Annotated in this window: 14 protein-coding genes and 1 tRNA gene; 2 read left to right on the top strand and 13 right to left on the bottom strand. The window is 67.5% G+C overall.

Annotated elements, in window-relative coordinates:
• Positions 1-30 precede the first annotated feature (30 nt).
• The 12 genes from rpsG to STRVI_RS03015 form a co-directional block, all read right to left on the bottom strand.
• Positions 31-501 carry a 30S ribosomal protein S7 gene (gene rpsG / locus STRVI_RS03070; RefSeq protein WP_014054154.1) on the bottom strand — a complete coding sequence of 157 codons (471 nt, stop codon included), beginning with the start codon at positions 499-501 and terminating at the stop codon, positions 31-33.
• Positions 502-503: 2 nt separating this feature from the next.
• On the bottom strand, positions 504-875 hold the full coding sequence (gene rpsL, locus STRVI_RS03065) for a 30S ribosomal protein S12 (RefSeq protein ID WP_014054153.1): 372 nt from the start codon (positions 873-875) through the stop codon (positions 504-506).
• Positions 876-1,252: 377 nt separating this feature from the next.
• Positions 1,253-5,152, bottom strand: coding sequence for a DNA-directed RNA polymerase subunit beta' (locus STRVI_RS03060; RefSeq protein WP_014054152.1), 3,900 nt, complete (start codon positions 5,150-5,152; stop codon positions 1,253-1,255).
• Positions 5,153-5,250: 98 nt separating this feature from the next.
• Positions 5,251-8,733, bottom strand: a complete 3,483-nt coding sequence (gene rpoB / locus STRVI_RS03055) for a DNA-directed RNA polymerase subunit beta (RefSeq protein ID WP_014054151.1) — start codon at positions 8,731-8,733, stop codon at positions 5,251-5,253.
• 589 nt (positions 8,734-9,322) lie between these two features.
• The gene (rplL, locus tag STRVI_RS03050) at positions 9,323-9,712 is read right to left on the bottom strand and encodes a 50S ribosomal protein L7/L12 (RefSeq protein WP_014054150.1); all 390 of its coding nucleotides are present in this window, start codon (positions 9,710-9,712) and stop codon (positions 9,323-9,325) included.
• 84 nt (positions 9,713-9,796) lie between these two features.
• Positions 9,797-10,357: a 50S ribosomal protein L10 gene (gene rplJ, locus STRVI_RS03045; RefSeq protein WP_014054149.1), complete on the bottom strand. Its 561-nt coding sequence runs from the start codon at positions 10,355-10,357 to the stop codon at positions 9,797-9,799.
• 274 nt (positions 10,358-10,631) lie between these two features.
• On the bottom strand, positions 10,632-11,462 hold the full coding sequence (locus STRVI_RS03040; protein ID WP_014054148.1) for a hypothetical protein: 831 nt from the start codon (positions 11,460-11,462) through the stop codon (positions 10,632-10,634).
• A gap of 204 nt (positions 11,463-11,666) precedes the next feature.
• Positions 11,667-12,386: a 50S ribosomal protein L1 gene (rplA, locus tag STRVI_RS03035; RefSeq protein WP_014054147.1), complete on the bottom strand. Its 720-nt coding sequence runs from the start codon at positions 12,384-12,386 to the stop codon at positions 11,667-11,669.
• Positions 12,387-12,480: 94 nt separating this feature from the next.
• On the bottom strand, positions 12,481-12,915 hold the full coding sequence (gene rplK / locus STRVI_RS03030; RefSeq protein ID WP_014054146.1) for a 50S ribosomal protein L11: 435 nt from the start codon (positions 12,913-12,915) through the stop codon (positions 12,481-12,483).
• A gap of 165 nt (positions 12,916-13,080) precedes the next feature.
• Positions 13,081-13,995 carry a transcription termination/antitermination protein NusG gene (gene nusG, locus STRVI_RS03025; protein ID WP_014054145.1) on the bottom strand — a complete coding sequence of 305 codons (915 nt, stop codon included), beginning with the start codon at positions 13,993-13,995 and terminating at the stop codon, positions 13,081-13,083.
• An 83-nt stretch (positions 13,996-14,078) separates the two neighbouring features.
• Positions 14,079-14,372 (bottom strand): preprotein translocase subunit SecE, encoded by a 294-nt coding sequence (secE, locus tag STRVI_RS03020; protein WP_043235335.1) that lies wholly within the window; start codon positions 14,370-14,372, stop codon positions 14,079-14,081.
• A 107-nt stretch (positions 14,373-14,479) separates the two neighbouring features.
• Positions 14,480-14,552, bottom strand: a tRNA-Trp gene (locus STRVI_RS03015).
• 181 nt (positions 14,553-14,733) lie between these two features.
• Here STRVI_RS03015 and STRVI_RS03010 point away from each other — a divergent pair.
• A complete protein-coding gene (locus STRVI_RS03010) occupies positions 14,734-15,972 on the top strand; it encodes a pyridoxal phosphate-dependent aminotransferase (protein WP_014054143.1) in 1,239 nt (412 codons plus the stop codon).
• A 132-nt stretch (positions 15,973-16,104) separates the two neighbouring features.
• Positions 16,105-17,118, top strand: coding sequence for an adenosine deaminase (locus tag STRVI_RS03005; protein ID WP_043237748.1), 1,014 nt, complete (start codon positions 16,105-16,107; stop codon positions 17,116-17,118).
• A gap of 55 nt (positions 17,119-17,173) precedes the next feature.
• Here STRVI_RS03005 and STRVI_RS03000 read toward each other — a convergent pair whose 3' ends face one another.
• Positions 17,174-18,229: a UDP-N-acetylmuramate dehydrogenase gene (locus STRVI_RS03000; protein WP_014054141.1), complete on the bottom strand. Its 1,056-nt coding sequence runs from the start codon at positions 18,227-18,229 to the stop codon at positions 17,174-17,176.
• Positions 18,230-18,281 lie beyond the last annotated feature (52 nt).

The following is an 18,281-nucleotide window of genomic DNA, read 5'->3' as shown; positions in this document are numbered from 1 at the left end:
GTCTTCTCTCGGATCTCGATGGGGTAGCGACTACCAGCGGTAGTGCGCGAAGGCCTTGTTGGACTCGGCCATCTTGTGGGTGTCCTCACGCCGCTTGACGGAGGCGCCCAGACCATTGCTGGCGTCCATCAGCTCGTTCATGAGCCGCTCGGTCATGGTCTTCTCACGACGGGCGCGCGAGTAGCCCACGAGCCAGCGCAGGGCGAGGGTGGAGGAGCGGCCGGGACGGACCTCGACCGGCACCTGGTAGGTGGCGCCACCAACACGACGGGAGCGGACCTCGAGGGTCGGCTTCACGTTCTCCAGGGCGCGCTTGAGCGTGATGACCGGGTCGTTGCCGGACTTCTCGCGCAGGCCCTCCATGGCGCCGTACACGATGCGCTCGGCGGTGGAGCGCTTGCCGTTCAGCAGCACCTTGTTGATGAGGGACGTCACCAGAGGAGAGTTGTAGACCGGGTCGATGATGACCGGGCGCTTCGGGGCGGGACCCTTACGAGGCATTCTTACTTCTCCTTCTTGGCGCCGTAGCGGCTGCGAGCCTGCTTGCGGTTCTTGACGCCCTGCGTGTCGAGGGAGCCGCGGATGATCTTGTAACGAACACCCGGCAGGTCCTTCACACGACCGCCACGCACGAGCACGATGGAGTGCTCCTGCAGGTTGTGCCCCTCACCCGGGACGTAGGCGGTGACCTCGATCCCACTGCTCAGCCGGACACGCGCGACCTTGCGGAGCGCCGAGTTCGGCTTCTTCGGCGTCGTGGTGAACACGCGAGTGCATGTCCCACGGCGCTGCGGCGACCCCGCGAGGGCGGGGGTCTTGTTCTTCTCGACCTTGTCCTGGCGGCCCTTGCGGACCAGCTGCTGGATCGTAGGCACCGTTTCTCCGGTTTCTGTGTGCCAGTCTCGATAAAGCTAACCTGGAGTTCCTCCGACCCACGCGGTCGGGTGTGTCGCGCACCGCAGCCCTCTGCGAAAGTTCGGAGAGTGCGGATTGTTGGTGTCGACACCTCGGCCCCTCGCATGCTGAGGCACCTCCCCGCCGAAGGCTGGGGGCGCACACGCAAGGACCCGGGCACACCCCAGGCACAAGGTCTGAGCGTACCTACCTCATCGACTTCGGTCAAAACAAATGCAGAGCGCCCCGACACGCCGGAAATGGGCTACTCGACTTTCGCCTCCGGCCGAGCCGTCCGGAAACGCCGCGGGGCGGCCACCCCACCATGGGGGTGACCGCCCTGCGAGCGGATCGTGACTTACTGGTTGTACGGACCGTAGTCGTAGTCCTCCAGCGGAACCGCCTGGCCGGAGCCCGTGCCGAAGGGCGAGTAGTCGATGTCGTCGTAACCGACGGCCGAGTACATCGCGGCCTTCGCCTCCTCGGTCGGCTCGACCCGGATGTTGCGGTAGCGGGACAGGCCCGTACCGGCCGGGATGAGCTTACCGATGATGACGTTCTCCTTGAGGCCGATCAGGGAGTCCGACTTGGCGTTGATCGCCGCGTCGGTGAGCACCCGGGTCGTCTCCTGGAAGGACGCCGCCGACAGCCAGGACTCGGTCGCCAGCGAGGCCTTGGTGATACCCATGAGCTGCGGACGGCCGGAGGCCGGGTGGCCGCCTTCCTGGACCACACGACGGTTCTCCGACTCGAAGCGCGAGCGCTCCACGAGCTCGCCCGGCAGCAGCTCGGCGTCGCCGGACTCGATGATCGTCACCCGGCGCAGCATCTGCCGGATGATGATCTCGATGTGCTTGTCGTGGATCGACACACCCTGCGAGTTGTAGACCTTCTGGACCTCGCCCACCAGGTGCACCTGGACGGCGCGCTGGCCGAGGATCCGCAGCACGTCGTGCGGGTTGACGGCACCCACGGTCAGTGGCTGGCCGACGTCGACGCGGTCGCCCTCGCCCACCAGGAGACGGGCTCGCTTGGAGACGCCGAAGGCGGTCTCGTCGGAGCCGTCGTCCGGGGTGACGACGAGCTTCTTGGTCTTCTCGGTCTCCTCGATCCGGACGCGGCCGGCCGCCTCCGAGATCGGGGCGACACCCTTGGGCGTACGGGCCTCGAAGAGCTCGACGACACGCGGCAGACCCTGGGTGATGTCGTCACCGGCCACACCACCGGTGTGGAAGGTACGCATCGTGAGCTGGGTGCCGGGCTCACCGATGGACTGGGCGGCGATGATGCCGACCGCCTCGCCGATGTCCACCAGCTTGCCGGTCGCCAGCGAGCGGCCGTAGCACATGGCGCAGGTGCCGACGGCGGACTCGCAGGTGAGCACCGAACGGGTCTTGACCGTCTCCACGCCGTGGCGGACCAGCTCGTCGATGAGCACATCGCCCAGGTCGGTGCCGGCCGGGGCCAGGACCTTCCCCTCGACGACGATGTCCTCGGCGAGGCAGCGCGCGTACACGCTGGTCTCGGCGTCCTCCGCCTTGCGCAGCACACCGTCCGCACCCTTGGACGCGATCACGAGCTTGAGACCGCGGTCGGTGCCGCAGTCCTCCTCGCGAATGATCACGTCCTGGGAGACGTCCACCAGACGTCGGGTCAGGTAACCCGAGTCGGCGGTACGCAGGGCGGTGTCGGCGAGACCCTTACGGGCACCGTGGGTGGAGATGAAGTACTCCAGCACGGAGAGACCCTCACGGAACGACGCCTTGATGGGCCGCGGGATGGTCTCGTTCTTCGCGTTGGACACCAGACCACGCATACCGGCGATCTGACGCATCTGCATCATGTTTCCGCGCGCGCCCGAGTCGACCATCATGAAGATCGGGTTGGTCTTCGGGAAGTTCGCGTTCATCGCCTCGGCGACCTCGTTGGTCGCCTTGGTCCAGATCGCGATCAGTTCCTGGGTGCGCTCGTCCTTGGTGATCAGACCACGCTCGTACTGCTTCTGGACCTTCTCGTCCTGCGCCTCGTACCCCTCGATGATGCCCTTCTTGGCCTCGGGCACGACCACGTCGGAGATGGCGACGGTGACACCGGAGCGGGTGGCCCAGTGGAAACCGGACGCCTTCAGGTTGTCCAGCGTCGCCGCGACGATGACCTTGGGGTAACGCTCGGCGAGGTCGTTGACGATCTCGGAGAGCTGCTTCTTGCCCACCGAGTAGTCGACGAACGGGTAGTCCTCGGGCAGCAGCTCGTTGAAGAGCGCGCGGCCCAGCGTGGTGCGCAGCCGGAAGCTGTCACCGGGCTGCCAGGCGGGCTCGCCCTCCTCCGGGATCGGCGGGGTCCAGCCGCGCGGCGGGACGGTGCCGATGGGGAAGCGGATGTCGACCTTCGCCTGGAGCGAAAGCTCCCGGGCGTCGAACGCCATGGTCGCCTCGGCGGCCGAACCGAAGGCCCGGCCCTCGCCCTTGACCTCGCGCTCCTCCTCGTCGGTGGTGAGGAAGAACAGGCCCAGCACCATGTCCTGGGTCGGCATGGTCACCGGCCGGCCGTCGGCCGGCTTGAGGATGTTGTTCGAGGACAGCATCAGGATGCGGGCCTCGGCCTGCGCCTCCGCGGACAGCGGCAGGTGCACGGCCATCTGGTCACCGTCGAAGTCCGCGTTGAACGCGGTGCAGACGAGCGGGTGGATCTGAATGGCCTTGCCCTCGACCAGTTGCGGCTCGAAGGCCTGGATGCCGAGGCGGTGCAGGGTCGGCGCACGGTTCAGCAGCACCGGGTGCTCGGCGATGACCTCTTCGAGCACGTCGTACACGACCGTGCGGCCGCGCTCGACCATGCGCTTGGCCGACTTGATGTTCTGCGCGTGGTTCAGGTCCACCAGGCGCTTCATCACGAACGGCTTGAAGAGCTCCAGCGCCATGGCCTTGGGCAGACCACACTGGTGCAGCTTGAGCTGCGGGCCGACGACGATGACCGAACGGGCCGAGTAGTCGACACGCTTACCGAGCAGGTTCTGACGGAACCGGCCCTGCTTACCCTTCAGCATGTCGCTGAGGGACTTCAGCGGACGGTTACCGGGACCGGTCACCGGGCGACCGCGGCGGCCGTTGTCGAACAGCGCGTCGACGGCCTCCTGCAGCATCCGCTTCTCGTTGTTCACGATGATCTCGGGGGCACCGAGGTCAAGGAGACGCTTGAGGCGGTTGTTCCGGTTGATCACACGGCGGTACAGGTCGTTCAGGTCGGAGGTCGCGAAGCGGCCACCGTCGAGCTGCACCATCGGACGCAGGTCCGGCGGGATCACCGGGACGCAGTCCAGCACCATGCCGTTGGGGCTGTTGCGGGTCTGCAGGAAGGCGGAGACGACCTTGAGGCGCTTGAGCGCACGGGTCTTCTTCTGGCCCTTGCCGGTCCGGATGATCTCGCGGAGCTTCTCGGCCTCTTCGTCGAGGTCGAAGGACTCCAGGCGCTTCTGCAGCGCCGCGGCGCCCATGCCGCCCATGAAGTACGTGCCGAAGCGGTCACGCAGCTCGCGGTAGAGCAGCTCGTCGCCCTCCAGGTCCTGGACCTTGAGGTTCTTGAAGCGGTTCCACACCTCGTCGAGACGGTCGATCTCGCGCTGGGCGCGGTCACGAAGCTGCTTCATCTCGCGCTCGGCGCCTTCGCGCACCTTACGGCGCACATCGGCCTTGGCACCCTCGGCCTCGAGCTCGGCGAGGTCCGCCTCGAGCTTCTTGGCGCGGGCCTCCAGGTCGGCGTCGCGGCGCTGCTCGATCTGCTGACGCTCGACGGAGACATGGGCCTCCAGCGAGGGCAGATCGCGCGTACGGCGCTCCTCGTCCACCCACGTGATCATGTAGGCGGCGAAGTAGATGACCTTCTCGAGGTCCTTCGGGGCGAGGTCGAGCAGGTAGCCCAGACGGCTGGGCACGCCCTTGAAGTACCAGATGTGGGTGACGGGAGCGGCCAGCTCAATGTGGCCCATCCGCTCACGGCGCACCTTGGCGCGGGTTACCTCGACACCGCAGCGCTCACAGATGATGCCCTTGAAGCGGACGCGCTTGTACTTACCGCAGTAGCACTCCCAGTCCCGGGTCGGACCGAAGATCTTCTCGCAGAAGAGTCCGTCCTTTTCGGGCTTGAGGGTGCGGTAGTTGATGGTTTCCGGCTTCTTGACCTCACCGTGGGACCACTGACGGATGTCATCAGCGGTGGCGAGGCCGATCCGCAGCTCGTCGAAGAAGTTGACGTCGAGCACTTGTCGTCAATCCCTCTTTCAGGGTCGTGTCTTCGGGTCTGATTGGGGGTCCGGGGAGAGACCGGGGCGTCTTGGTGGGAGCGCCCCGGCCAGACCCGTCAGACCTCTTCGACGCTGCTCGGCTCGCGCCGGGACAGGTCGATACCGAGCTCCTCCGCAGCGCGGAAGACGTCCTCGTCGGTGTCGCGCATCTCGATGGACATGCCGTCGGACGACAGCACCTCCACGTTGAGGCACAGGGACTGCATCTCCTTGATGAGCACCTTGAAGGACTCGGGGATGCCGGGCTCGGGAATGTTCTCGCCCTTGACGATGGCCTCGTAGACCTTCACGCGGCCGGTCACGTCGTCGGACTTGATGGTCAGCAGCTCCTGGAGGGCGTACGCGGCGCCGTAAGCCTCCAGCGCCCACACCTCCATCTCGCCGAAGCGCTGGCCACCGAACTGAGCCTTACCACCCAGCGGCTGCTGGGTGATCATCGAGTACGGACCGGTGGACCGGGCGTGCAGCTTGTCGTCCACCAGGTGGTGCAGCTTGAGGATGTACATGTAGCCGATCGAGATCGGCTCCGGGAACGGCTCACCGGAGCGGCCGTCGAAGAGATGGGCCTTGCCGGACGACTGGACCAGGCGGTCGCCGTCGCGGTTCGGGATCGTCGAGTCGAAGAGACCGGCGATCTCGTCCTCGCGGGCGCCGTCGAAGACCGGGGTCGCGACGTTGGTGCCGGGCTGGACCTCGTCGGCGCCGATGGCCTGGAGCCGCTGCATCCAGTCCTCGGAGCCCTCGACCTTCCAGCCGCGGGAGGCCAGCCAGCCGAGGTGGATCTCCAGGACCTGTCCCGGGTTCATTCGGGACGGGACACCCAGCGGGTTGAGGATGATGTCGACCGGGGTGCCGTCCTCCAGGAACGGCATGTCCTCGACCGGCAGGATCTTGGAGATGACGCCCTTGTTGCCGTGACGGCCGGCGAGCTTGTCACCATCGGTGATCTTGCGCTTCTGCGCCACGTAGACGCGGACCAGCTGGTTCACGCCCGGCGGCAGCTCGTCGCCCTCTTCGCGGTCGAAGACGCGGACGCCGATGACCTTGCCGATCTCACCGTGCGGCACCTTCAGCGAGGTGTCACGGACCTCACGGGCCTTCTCACCGAAGATCGCGCGCAGCAGCCGCTCCTCCGGGGTCAGCTCGGTCTCACCCTTCGGGGTGACCTTGCCGACCAGGATGTCGCCGGCGACGACCTCGGCACCGATCCGGATGATGCCGCGCTCGTCGAGGTCGGCGAGGACCTCCTCGGAGACGTTCGGGATGTCCCGGGTGATCTCCTCGGGGCCGAGCTTGGTGTCCCGGGCGTCGACCTCGTGCTCCTCGATGTGGATCGAGGAGAGGACGTCGTCCTGCACCAGACGCTGGCTGAGGATGATCGCGTCCTCGTAGTTGTGGCCCTCCCACGGCATGAACGCCACCAGGAGGTTCTTGCCGAGCGCCATCTCGCCGTCCTCGGTGGACGGGCCGTCGGCCAGCACCTGGCCGGCGATCACCCGCGCACCCTCGTCCACGACGACCTTCTGGTTGAAGGAGGTGCCCTGGTTGGAGCGGGAGAACTTGGCCACCCGGTAGGTGGTGTAGGTGCCGTCGTCGTTGGCCACCGTCACGTAGTCGGCGGAGACCTCCTGGACGACACCGTCCTTCTCGGCCTTGATGACGTCGCCGGCGTCGACCGCACAGCGGTACTCCATGCCGGTGCCGACCAGCGGGGACTCCGCCTTGATCAGCGGCACGGCCTGACGCATCATGTTCGAGCCCATGAGCGCGCGGTTGGCGTCGTCGTGCTCGAGGAAGGGGATCATCGCGGTCGCGACCGACACCATCTGGCGCGGCGAGACGTCCATGTAGTCGACGTCGTCGCCGGGGATGTAGTCGACCTCGCCGCCACGGCGGCGGACCAGGACGCGGTTCTCGGCGAAGCGCAGGTCGTCCGCCAGCGGGGCGTTGGCCTGCGCGATGACGAAGCGGTCCTCTTCATCGGCGGTCAGGTAGTCGACGTCGTCGGTGACGACACCGTCGACGACCTTGCGGTACGGGGTCTCGATGAAACCGAACGCGTTGACCCGGCCGTACGAGGCGAGCGAGCCGATCAGACCGATGTTCGGGCCTTCGGGCGTCTCGATCGGGCACATGCGGCCGTAGTGCGACGGGTGCACGTCACGGACCTCGAAGCCCGCCCGCTCACGGGAGAGACCACCGGGGCCGAGCGCGTTCAGACGGCGCTTGTGGGTCAGACCCGACAGCGGGTTCGTCTGGTCCATGAACTGCGAAAGCTGGCTGGTGCCGAAGAACTCCTTGATGGAGGCGACGACCGGCCGGATGTTGATCAGGGTCTGCGGCGTGATCGCCTCGACGTCCTGAGTCGTCATGCGCTCACGCACGACGCGCTCCATACGGGCCAGACCCGTGCGGACCTGGTTCTGGATCAGCTCGCCGACGTTACGGATACGGCGGTTGCCGAAGTGGTCGATGTCGTCGGTCTCGACGACCACGGACTGGCCGTTGTCCCCGACGGTCTCGGTCTCACCGGCGTGCAGCTTCACCAGGTACTTGATCGAGGCGATGACGTCCTCGACCGTGAGCACGCCCGCGTCCAGCGGAGCGGCCGAACCCAGCTTCTTGTTGACCTTGTAGCGGCCGACCTTCGCGAGGTCGTAGCGCTTCGGGTTGAAGTAGAGGTTCTCCAGCAGCGTCTGCGCGGCCTCACGCGTGGGGGGCTCGCCCGGACGCAGCTTGCGGTAGATGTCGAGCAGCGCGTCGTCCTGGCCCTGGGTGTGGTCCTTCTCCAGGGTGGCGCGCATCGACTCGTACTCGCCGAACTCCTCCAGGATCTGCTCGGTCGTCCAACCGAGAGCCTTCAGGAGAACGGTGACGGACTGCTTGCGCTTGCGGTCGATACGCACACCGACCATGTCGCGCTTGTCGATCTCCATCTCCAGCCAGGCACCCCGGGAGGGGATGACCTTGACCGAGAAGATGTCCTTGTCGGACGTCTTGTCGATGGAGGAGTCGAAGTAGACACCCGGCGAGCGGACAAGCTGCGAGACGACGACACGCTCGGTGCCGTTGATGCAGAAGGTGCCCTTGTCGGTCATGAGCGGGAAGTCGCCCATGAAGACCGTCTGGGACTTGATCTCGCCGGTCTCGTTGTTGGTGAACTCGGCCGTGACGAAGAGCGGAGCTGCGTAGGTGAAGTCACGCTCCTTGCACTCGTCGATCGAGTTCTTCGGCGGCTCGAAACGGTGATCACGGAAAGTCAGGGACATCGACCCGGAGAAGTCCTCGATCGGGGAGATCTCCTCGAAGATCTCTTCCAGACCGGACTTGGTGGGGACGTCCTGACCGCTGTCCAGCGCAGCCTCGACGCGAGCCTTCCAGGCGGCATTGCCGAGCAGCCAATCGAAGCTCTCGGTCTGCAGCGCGAGGAGGTTCGGGACCTCGAGAGGCTCCCTGATCTTCGCAAAGGAGATGCGCAGCGGGGCGGTGCTGGCGCCATTGTTCGTATTGGCAGTCGAGGCGTTGCGCGAGGCGGCCAAGAGGGGGTCCTTCCGAGGGCTCGGACTCACTACGCGCGTACCGGTCCTACCGAGAGCCCATGGATGAAATCCCCGGTCAAGGAGTTTCCATCAGTAGGGCTCGAAGGTAGGTATGCCCCTGGTGACGGGCAGGGAGCAGCTAACAGGCAGCGCAAAGGGTCAGTGTAGCCACTTGGCACACTGATGTCCAGCGCCGAGTTCCTGAGACCGGCAGTGCCAATCTCTCCCTCCGGTGAGGGGGCGCGCCCCTCGTTGTCTTCATCCGCCCTGTCGGCAGCCCGCGCGCTCGATGCGCATACCGATACTGCCCGCTTCGCCGACGATCCATGCCTCGGATTTTTGGATCGATGTGGCGTCGCGTCCTGAGAATTGCGCGCTGCGTGCCGTTCGTCAAGGCCCCCCACTCCGGCGAGATCGTCACAGGGCGTGGCGACAGGCAACGAAGATCACCCTACCTCCACAACCCCGTAAGACAATGTAGCCGTGACGGGAACGCCGAAGGGCGACCACCCGAACGGGTGATCGCCCTTGGCTGGAACCGGGCCGCGCCGCCGGACGTCCTACCGGCGTGTGGCGGCGGGCCGAGAGGTCACTTGACCTCGACGGAGGCGCCGGCGCCCTTGAGGGACTCGGCGGCCTTCTCGGCGGCGTCCTTGGCGACCTTCTCGAGAACGGGCTTCGGGGCGCCGTCCACGAGGTCCTTGGCCTCCTTCAGACCCAGGGAGGTCAGCTCACGCACGACCTTGATGACCTGGATCTTCTTGTCGCCGGCACCGGTGAGGATGACGTCGAACTCGTCCTGCTCCTCCTCGGCCGGGGCAGCGGCACCCGGGGCGCCCGGGGCGGCGGCCACGACGGCGGCCGGGGCGGCGGCGGTGACGTCGAACTTCTCCTCGAAGGCCTTCACGAACTCGGAGAGCTCGATGAGGGTCATCTCCTCGAACTGCGCGAGCAGGTCGTCCTGGCTGAGCTTCGCCATGATGGCGGTCCTTCCACTAATTCGGCAGGTGGTGCCGGATGTACATGTCGGCGGGCTTCCCGGCCCGCTGCGACCGGAGCCTGATTACTCGGACTCGGCCTCGGCGGGAGCCGGGGATTCGGCACCGCCCTGCTCGGCCTGCTTCTGCCGGAGCGCCTCGGCGGTCCGGATGAACTTGGACAGCGGGGCCTGGAAGAGCGCGGCAGCCTGGGACTGCTTGGCCTTCATCGCACCCGCCAGCTTGGCGAGCAGCACCTCACGGGACTCGAGGTCCGCGAGCTTCTTGATCTCGTCGGCGGACAGCGCCTTGCCATCAAGGACACCGCCCTTGATCACGAGAGCGGGGTTCTCCTTGGCGAAGTCACGGAGACCCTTCGCCGCCTCGACCGGGTCACCGGTCACGAAGGCGACGGCCGACGAACCCGCGAACAGGTCGTCGAGCTGGTTGATCCCGGCCTCGTTGGCCGCGATCTTGGTCAGCGTGTTCTTCACCACACGGTACTGAACGTTCTCACCGAGCGAACGGCGCAGCTCCTTGAGCTGCGCAACGGTGAGACCGGTGTACGCGGTGACGAGAGCCGCGTGGGAGGTGCGGAACTTCTCCCGCATCTCGTCGACGGCTGCGACCTTGTCAGGACTCGCCATGAGCCTCGGCCTCCTTCCGGGTGATGAGGACCGCTACGGCCTGAAGGAAGGAGACTGACAATGCGAAAACGCCCCGGCGCAGGCGCTCGGGGCGTAACTCGACCGGCACAGGCTCACGGCCCGTTCGGGAGTTCAACCACATACACCTACGCAGGCCGCCCGCAGCTAGCGGATCCTTCAGCCACCGGACCCCTTAGGGGGGCACAGCGACAACCAGCGGTCTTTGGCTTCTGTAGGAGATTACGCGAACGGGCCGCGGCCAGGCAAATCGGCTCTACTGCTGGAGCATGTCCTGGAAGTCCACGGTGTCCGAGGACGTCGGCTCCTCGACCGTCACGGCGGTGCCGTAGTCCGAGTAGTAGACGGTGGAGTCGTATGAGCCGTTGTTGCTCTGGGCCTGCTCACGCTTCTTGACCAGCAGGTTCTGGTCGTCGACCCACAGGTCGATGGTCTCGGTGTCCATGCCGGAGGTCTCAAGCTGCTTCTGCAGGGCGTCCAGATCCGACTGGCTGAGCTCCTTGGACTGCATCTTGGCGATCTCGGAGACCTTGACCGTGCCCGTGTAGTGCGTGGCCTTGACGCCCTTCACGTTCTCCGAGCCCACGCTCTTGACCTTGCCCGTGGCGAGCAGCAGCTCCACCGAGCGCGACGGGTTGTTGTTCTGCATCTGGTCCTTCAGGAACGCGCCCGAGGGACCGGCCTTCTGGGCCAGCACGTCGTAGTCGTACTTCACCCAGTGCTTGCCGCTGCCGGCCTGCGCGGCGAACTCGTCGCCCATGTTCAGGAACATCGCGTCCGGGGTGTAGCGCGCGTCCATCGCCTTGCCCTCGATCGGGGAGGAGGCGATGGCGCCACCGCTCTGGGTGATGGACATGTTGGCCCGGATGCCGTTGGCCCAGTCCATGGAGCCGGACATCTGGGAGTTCTGCTCGCCCATCTTGGTGGTGCCCTCGACCTTGGCCGAGTTCTTCTGGTCCGTCCGCTGCGAGGCCAGCTTGAGCGCCGCCAGCGGGCTCATCGCGGACTGGCCGGACTTGTCGCCCGTCTTCTCGCCGGCCTTGCCGTCGTCGGACTTCTCGCTCCCGCACGCGGTGAGGCCGACCATGAGAACGACGCTTCCAGCGGCTATAGCCCAACGCGCACCGACATGAGTACCGCGCACGGCTCCCCCTTATTTTTATTTCTCTTTTACGTCTGCAGTGACTTTAGCGGAGCGGACCGACAACGAAAGACGCCGGGCCCCCGCACCTTCGACGCGGTGCGGGGGCCCGGCGGTTGCACACCGTGGTGCGCTGGTTCAGGGGCGGCCTCAGACGGCCTCTTCCTCGACCAGCAGGTTGCGGGTGCGGTTGGCGTCCAGCGGGATGCCGGGGCCCATCGTGGTGGTCAGGGTCGCCTTCTTGATGTAGCGGCCCTTCGCGGCGGACGGCTTGAGACGGTTGATCTCCTCCAGCGCCGCGGCGTAGTTCTCCACCAGCTTGGTCTCGTCGAACGAGAGCTTGCCGATGATGAAGTGCAGGTTGGAGTGCTTGTCGACGCGGAACTCGATCTTGCCGCCCTTGATCTCCGTGACGGCCTTGGCCACGTCCGGGGTGACGGTTCCGGTCTTCGGGTTCGGCATCAGACCACGCGGACCGAGCACCCGGCCGAGGCGGCCGACCTTGCCCATGAGGTCCGGGGTGGCGACGACGGCGTCGAAGTCCAGACGCCCCTTGGACACCTCGTCGATGAGCTCGTCGGAGCCGACGATGTCGGCGCCGGCGGCCTCCGCGGCCGCAGCACGGTCACCGGTCGCGAAGACCAGGACCCGGGCGGTCTTACCGGTGCCGTGCGGCAGGTTCACGGTGCCGCGGACCATCTGGTCGGCCTTGCGCGGGTCGACGCCCAGGCGCATGGCGACCTCGACGGTCGCGTCGAACTTGGTCGCGGAGGTGTCCTTCGCGAGACGGACGGCCTCGAGCGGGGCGTAGTTGCGCTCCCGGTCGATCTTGGCCTCCGCAGCGCGGAGAGTCTTGCTGCGCTTGCTCACTGTTGCTCCTGATGTTGTGGAGTTCGTGGTCCGGGCCAGCGCTTGGCCCTGCCACACGTGGCTGCGGGGGCTCGAGGCCCTCGCCGTGGAGGTGTCAGCCCTCGACCGTGATGCCCATGGAACGGGCGGTGCCGGCGATGATCTTCGCGGCGGCGTCCAGGTCGTTGGCGTTCAGGTCGGGCATCTTGGTGGTGGCGATCTCACGCACCTGGTCGCTGGTGATCTTGGCGACCTTGGTCTTGTGCGGCTCGCCGGAGCCCTTCTCCACGCCCGCGGCCTTGAGGATCAGCTTGGCGGCCGGCGGGGTCTTGGTCACGAAGGTGAAGGAGCGGTCGTCGTAGACCGTGATCTCCACCGGCACGACCATGCCACGCTGCGACTCGGTCGCGGCGTTGTAGGCCTTGCAGAACTCCATGATGTTGACGCCGTGCTGGCCCAGCGCGGGGCCGACCGGCGGGGCCGGGTTCGCGGCGCCGGCCTGGATCTGGAGCTTGATCAGCCCCGTGACCTTCTTCTTCTTGGGAGGCATGCTCTCTCCGGGTCCTAGTGAGAGGTGGTTCGCCTCCGAACCGGATCATCCGGATGGAGGCATACCGCACAACGATAACGGGTATAGGTGTGCGCCTAAAAACCGAGCAGGTCAGACCGGCCGTGAAAGCCCGTCTGACCTGTTCGGAAGTTCCGTAGAGGAGACTCAGTTCTTCTGGATCTGGTCGAAGCTCAGCTCGACCGGGGTCTCCCGGCCGAAGATCTCCACCAGGCCCTTGACCTTCTTCGAGTCGGCGTTGATCTCGTTGATCGTCGCCTGCAGGGTCGCGAACGGGCCGTCGGTGACCGTGACCGAGTCGCCGACCTCGAAGTCCAGCACCTGGACCTCGACCTTGCGGCTCGGCGCCGGCATGCCGCTCTCCTCGGCCGCGGCCTTGGCGGCCTTCTCCTCGGCCTCGGGGGCGAGCATCTTGACGATCTCGTCCAGGGTCAGCGGGTACGGGTCGTAGGCGTTGCCCACGAAGCCGGTGACGCCCGGAGTGTTGCGGACGACACCCCACGACTCGTTCGTCAGGTCCATGCGGACGAGCACATAGCCGGGCAGCTTGTTCTGCCGGACGTTCTTGCGCTCGCCGTTCTTGATCTGGACGATCTCTTCCTCGGGGACCTCGGCCTGGTAGATGAAGTCCTCGACGTTCAGCGAGACGGCACGCTGCTCCAGGTTGGCCTTCACGCGCTTCTCGTAGCCCGCGTAGGTGTGGATCACGTACCACTCACCGGGCAGTCCGCGCAGCTCCTCGCGGAGCGCCTCGACCGGGTCGACGACCTCTGCCTCGGCGGCGTCCGCTTCCTCCGCCTCGGCCGCTTCCTCCGCCTCGGCCGCGTCCTCTGCCTCGGCCGCGTCCTCTGCCTCGTCCAGCCCGTCCGGCTCGGCCTCGAGGGCCGCATCGGCCTCGAGGGCGTCCTCGCCCTCGACACGCAGCGCCTCCTCCTCGGCGGGCACGCCCGCCGCGGCGTCGGCTGCCTCAGCCTGGTCGGAGTCCGCCGCCTCAACGATGTCGAGCTCGTCCTCACGGGACTCGACGGGCTCGGCGGCGTCGTTCAGGTTCGGGTCAGACACTGTAGCTGCTTCTTCCTGGCTTCAAAGGGGTGGAACGTGCGAAAGAGGCGACGCCGGGACGGCGGCCGCCTTTCGCGTGGGTCTCAGCCAAAGACGTACTTGATGGCGTTGTTGAACCCATAGTCAATCACGGTCACGATGCCGATCATGATGAGGACGAAAACGATCACCACACTGGTGTACGTCGACAGCTGACCGCGGGTCGGCCAGACGACCTTCCGCAGCTCAGCGATGATCTGGCGGTAGAAGAGCGCGAGGCGGCCGAAGGGCCCCTTCTTCGCGCGCTTGCCACCACGGCGACCCCGCTTGGTCGCCACCTCGTCCTCATCGGGACGACCGCTCTCAGGCGTCGCGGTGGAGCCAAGGGCTTCCGTCACTCGTCCTCACCTGAATCCGGGTCGTGGCCGTGCCGCGTCCGGCCCGGCCGCACAGCGGTGCTTGTCCTTGCGTACGCATGCACGCACCCTGATCAAAGTGCGTGTAGCAGGGCCGGAGGGACTTGAACCCCCAACCGCTGGTTTTGGAGACCAGTGCTCTACCAATTGAGCTACGACCCTTCGCGGCACCACCAACCTACCGCATACATCCGGCTGCACGGAGTGTGCGGTCGGATGCGGCTGTTGATCGGCCAACGACGGTTGAGTGTACGTGCTTGGCGGCCGGGCGTCGAACGAGAAGCGCGCGAAGTCTCCGCAAACCCGTGTGCCACCCATTTCGCCCGTCTGCGACGATGCATCTATGACCGCTGCTACTCCCCCCGTACAGTCCCCGACCGACCGGCGGGTATCGGCCCGGATCGGCTCGATCTCCGAGTCCGCGACCCTCGCCGTCGACGCCAAGGCCAAGGCCCTCAAGGCCGCCGGCCGTCCGGTGATCGGCTTCGGCGCCGGTGAGCCCGACTTCCCCACGCCCGACTACGTCGTCGACGCCGCGGCGGCGGCCTGCCGCGATCCGAAGTACCACCGCTACACGCCGGCCGGCGGGCTCCCCGAGCTCAAGGCCGCGATCGCCGCGAAGACGCTGCGCGACAGCGGGTACGAGGTCGAGGCGGCCCAGGTCCTGGTGACCAACGGCGGCAAGCAGGCGATCTACGAGGCGTTCGCCGCGATCCTGGACCCGGGCGACGAGGTCATCGTCCCCGCGCCCTACTGGACCACCTACCCGGAGTCGATCCGGCTGGCCGGCGGTGTCCCGGTGGAGGTCGTCGCCGACGAGACGACCGGCTACCGCGTCTCCGTCGAGCAGCTCGAAGCGGCCCGCACCGAGCACACCAAGGTGCTGCTCTTCGTCTCCCCCTCGAACCCCACCGGCGCGGTCTACAGCCGTGAGCAGATCGAGGAGGTCGGCCGCTGGGCCGCCGAGCACGGGCTGTGGGTGCTGACCGACGAGATCTACGAGCACCTGGTCTACGGCGACGCCAAGTTCCACTCGCTGCCGGTCGTGGTGCCCGAGCTGCGCGACAAGTGCATCGTGGTCAACGGTGTCGCGAAGACGTACGCGATGACCGGCTGGCGGGTGGGCTGGGTCATCGGCCCCAAGGACGTCATCAAGGCCGCGACCAACCTGCAGTCGCACGCCACCTCGAATGTGAGCAATGTCGCTCAGGTCGCCGCGCTGACCGCCGTCTCCGGCGACCTCGACGCCGTGGCCACGATGCGCGAGGCGTTCGACCGCCGCCGCCGCACCATCGTGCGGATGCTGAACGAGATCGACGGCGTCGAGTGCCCGGAGCCGGAGGGCGCCTTCTACGTCTACCCCTCGGTCAAGGGGTTGCTCGGCCAGGAGATCCGCGGCAAGCGGCCGCGGACCAGCGTCGAGCTGGCGGAGCTGATCCTGGAGGAGGCCGAGGTCGCGGTGGTGCCGGGGGAGGCCTTCGGCACCCCGGGCTATCTGCGGCTGTCGTACGCGCTGGGCGACGAGGACCTCGTCGAGGGCGTCTCCCGGCTGCAGAAGCTGCTGGGCGAGGCGAGCGCGTAAGGCGCGCGGGTCGCACGCGCGTAGGGAAACGGGCCGGAATCCGCGGGGCGGATCCGGCCCTTCCTCATGCGTGCACCGCCCCGTTCGGGGAAAGCGGTACCGGCGGGTCCGGTCGTGCGGCAGTATCTGGAGATGGCACGCGATGTACACCTGCTCCCCAAAGCGCATCTGCATCTTCACTTCACCGGCTCCATGCGCCCCGCGACCCTCCTGGAACTCGCCGACAAGTACGGCGTCCACCTGCCCGAGGCACTGAGCGGCGGTGAGCCGCCGAAGTTGCGGGCCACCGATGAGCGCGGCTGGTTCCGCTTCCAGCGGCTGTACGACATCGCACGATCCTGCCTGCGGGACGCCGACGACATCCGGCGGCTGGTGCGCGAGGCGGCCCAGGAGGACGTGCGGGACGGGGCCCAGTGGCTGGAGATCCAGGTCGACCCCACCTCGTACGCCCCCCGTCTGGGCGGGCTGATCCCGGCGATGGAGGTCATCCTGGACGCGGTCGAGAGCGCCTCCGCGGACACCGGGCTGGGGATCAGGGTGCTGGTCGCCGCCAACCGCATGAAGCATCCGCTGGAGGCCCGCACCCTGGCCCGGCTCGCGGTGCGCTACGCGGACCGCGGCGTGGTCGGCTTCGGCCTCTCCAACGACGAGCGGCGCGGATTCGCCCGCGACTTCGACCGGGCCTTCGCCATCGCCCGGGAGGGCGGGCTGCTGGCCGCGCCGCACGGCGGCGAGCTGTCGGGCTCCGGCAGCGTGCGGGACTGCCTGGACGACCTCGGCGCGGCCCGGGTCGGCCACGGGGTGCGCGCGGCGGAGGACCCACGGCTGGTCGCCAAGCTCGCCGAGCGCGAGGTGACCTGCGAGGTCTGTCCGTCGTCGAACGTGGCGCTCGGGGTCTACGAGAAGCCGGAGGACGTCCCGCTGCGGACGCTCTACGACGCGGGGGTGCCGATGGCGCTCGGGGCGGACGACCCGCTGCTCTTCGGCTCCCGGCTGGCGGCGCAGTACGAGCTGGTGCGCGAGCACCACGGCTTTACGGACGCCGAACTGGCCGAGCTGGCACGGCAGTCGGTGCGCGGGTCGGCCGCGCCGGAGGAGGTGCGGCAGCGGATGCTGGCGGGGATCGACGACTGGCTGGCGGGCTGAGCACCTCCGGATATCCGGAAGTGGCCCCTTACCTACGGAAATCCGTAAGGCGACCTCAGAGACTCACGCCGACCGTCACCGGCTCGTTGACCAGCCGGACCCCGAACGCCCCCTCGACCCCCGCCACCACCTCGCGGGCCAGCGCCAGCAGATCCTCGGTCGTGGCCTCGCCCCGGTTGGTGAGGGCGAGCGTGTGCTTGGTGGAGATCCGGGCCGGGCCGGTGCCGTAGCCCTTGGTGAAGCCCGCCTTGTCGATCAGCCAGGCCGCGGAGGTCTTGATCAGGCCGTCGCCCGCCGGGAAGGCGGGCGGCGCGGTGTCCGGGCCCAGGCGGTCGGCGACGCGGGCCTGGAAGGCGGCGTAGGCGTCCTCGGTGAGCACCGGGTTGGTGAAGAACGACCCCGCGGACCAGGTGTCGTGGTCCCCCGCGTCGAGCACCATGCCCTTGCCCGCGCGCAGTCCCAGGACGGTCTCGCGGGCGACGGCGGCCGGCACCCGGTCCCCCACCTCGACGCCGAGCACCCGCGCGGTCTCGGCGTACCGGACGGGCGCGGAGAGGCCGCCCGCGTCCTCCAGCTCGAAGCGGACCCGGAGCACCACATGGCGCTCGGGGTCGGCCTTGAAGCGGCTGTGGCGGTAGGAGAAGGCGCAGTCGGCGTTCGGGATCGTGACGACCTCGTCGGCGCGGCGGTCGTAGGCGATCACCTCGGTGATCGTGGTGGAGACCTCCTGGCCGTAGGCGCCGACGTTCTGTATCGGCGTGGCCCCCGCGGAGCCGGGGATTCCGGCGAGGCATTCGATGCCCGCGAGCCCCGCCCGGACCGTACGGGCCACGGCGTCCGACCAGTTCTCGCCCGCGGCGAGCTCCAGGCGGGTGCCGTCGAGCGTGAAGCCACTGGTCGCGATCTGCAGGGCGGTGCCGTCGAAGCCCTTGTCGGCGATGACCAGATTGCTGCCGCCGCCGATCACCAGCAGCGGGGTCCCGGCCGCGTCGGCCGCCCGGACCGCGGCGATGATCTCGTCGTCGGTCGTGGCCGTGATCAGCCGGTTGGCCGGTCCGCCCAGGCGGAAGGTGGTGAGGGGCGCGAGAGGGGCGTCGTGGAGTTCCTGCACGCGCTCAAGAGTACGGGGGCGCCTCTGGGGCCCTGGGGTGGCCGCCCCCGGT

Source organism: Streptomyces violaceusniger Tu 4113 (assembly GCF_000147815.2).
In the GTDB taxonomy this organism is placed as follows: domain Bacteria; phylum Actinomycetota; class Actinomycetes; order Streptomycetales; family Streptomycetaceae; genus Streptomyces; species Streptomyces violaceusniger_A.
The sequence above is the reverse complement of the archived record's forward strand: the minus strand, read 5'-3'. Positions and strand labels throughout refer to the sequence as shown.

Excerpts from the sequence above, each read along its gene's own strand:
- rplJ (WP_014054149.1), bottom strand. The coding sequence starts at position 10,357 with ATGGCGAGTCCTGACAAGGTCGCAGCCGTCGACGAGATGCGGGAGAAG.
- STRVI_RS03040 (WP_014054148.1), bottom strand. The coding sequence starts at position 11,462 with ATGGTCGGCCTCACCGCGTGCGGGAGCGAGAAGTCCGACGACGGCAAG.
- rplL (WP_014054150.1), bottom strand. The coding sequence starts at position 9,712 with ATGGCGAAGCTCAGCCAGGACGACCTGCTCGCGCAGTTCGAGGAGATG.
- STRVI_RS03010 (WP_014054143.1), top strand. The coding sequence starts at position 14,734 with ATGACCGCTGCTACTCCCCCCGTACAGTCCCCGACCGACCGGCGGGTA.
- rpsG (WP_014054154.1), bottom strand. The coding sequence starts at position 501 with ATGCCTCGTAAGGGTCCCGCCCCGAAGCGCCCGGTCATCATCGACCCG.
- STRVI_RS03005 (WP_043237748.1), top strand. The coding sequence starts at position 16,105 with ATGGCACGCGATGTACACCTGCTCCCCAAAGCGCATCTGCATCTTCAC.
- rplK (WP_014054146.1), bottom strand. The coding sequence starts at position 12,915 with ATGCCTCCCAAGAAGAAGAAGGTCACGGGGCTGATCAAGCTCCAGATC.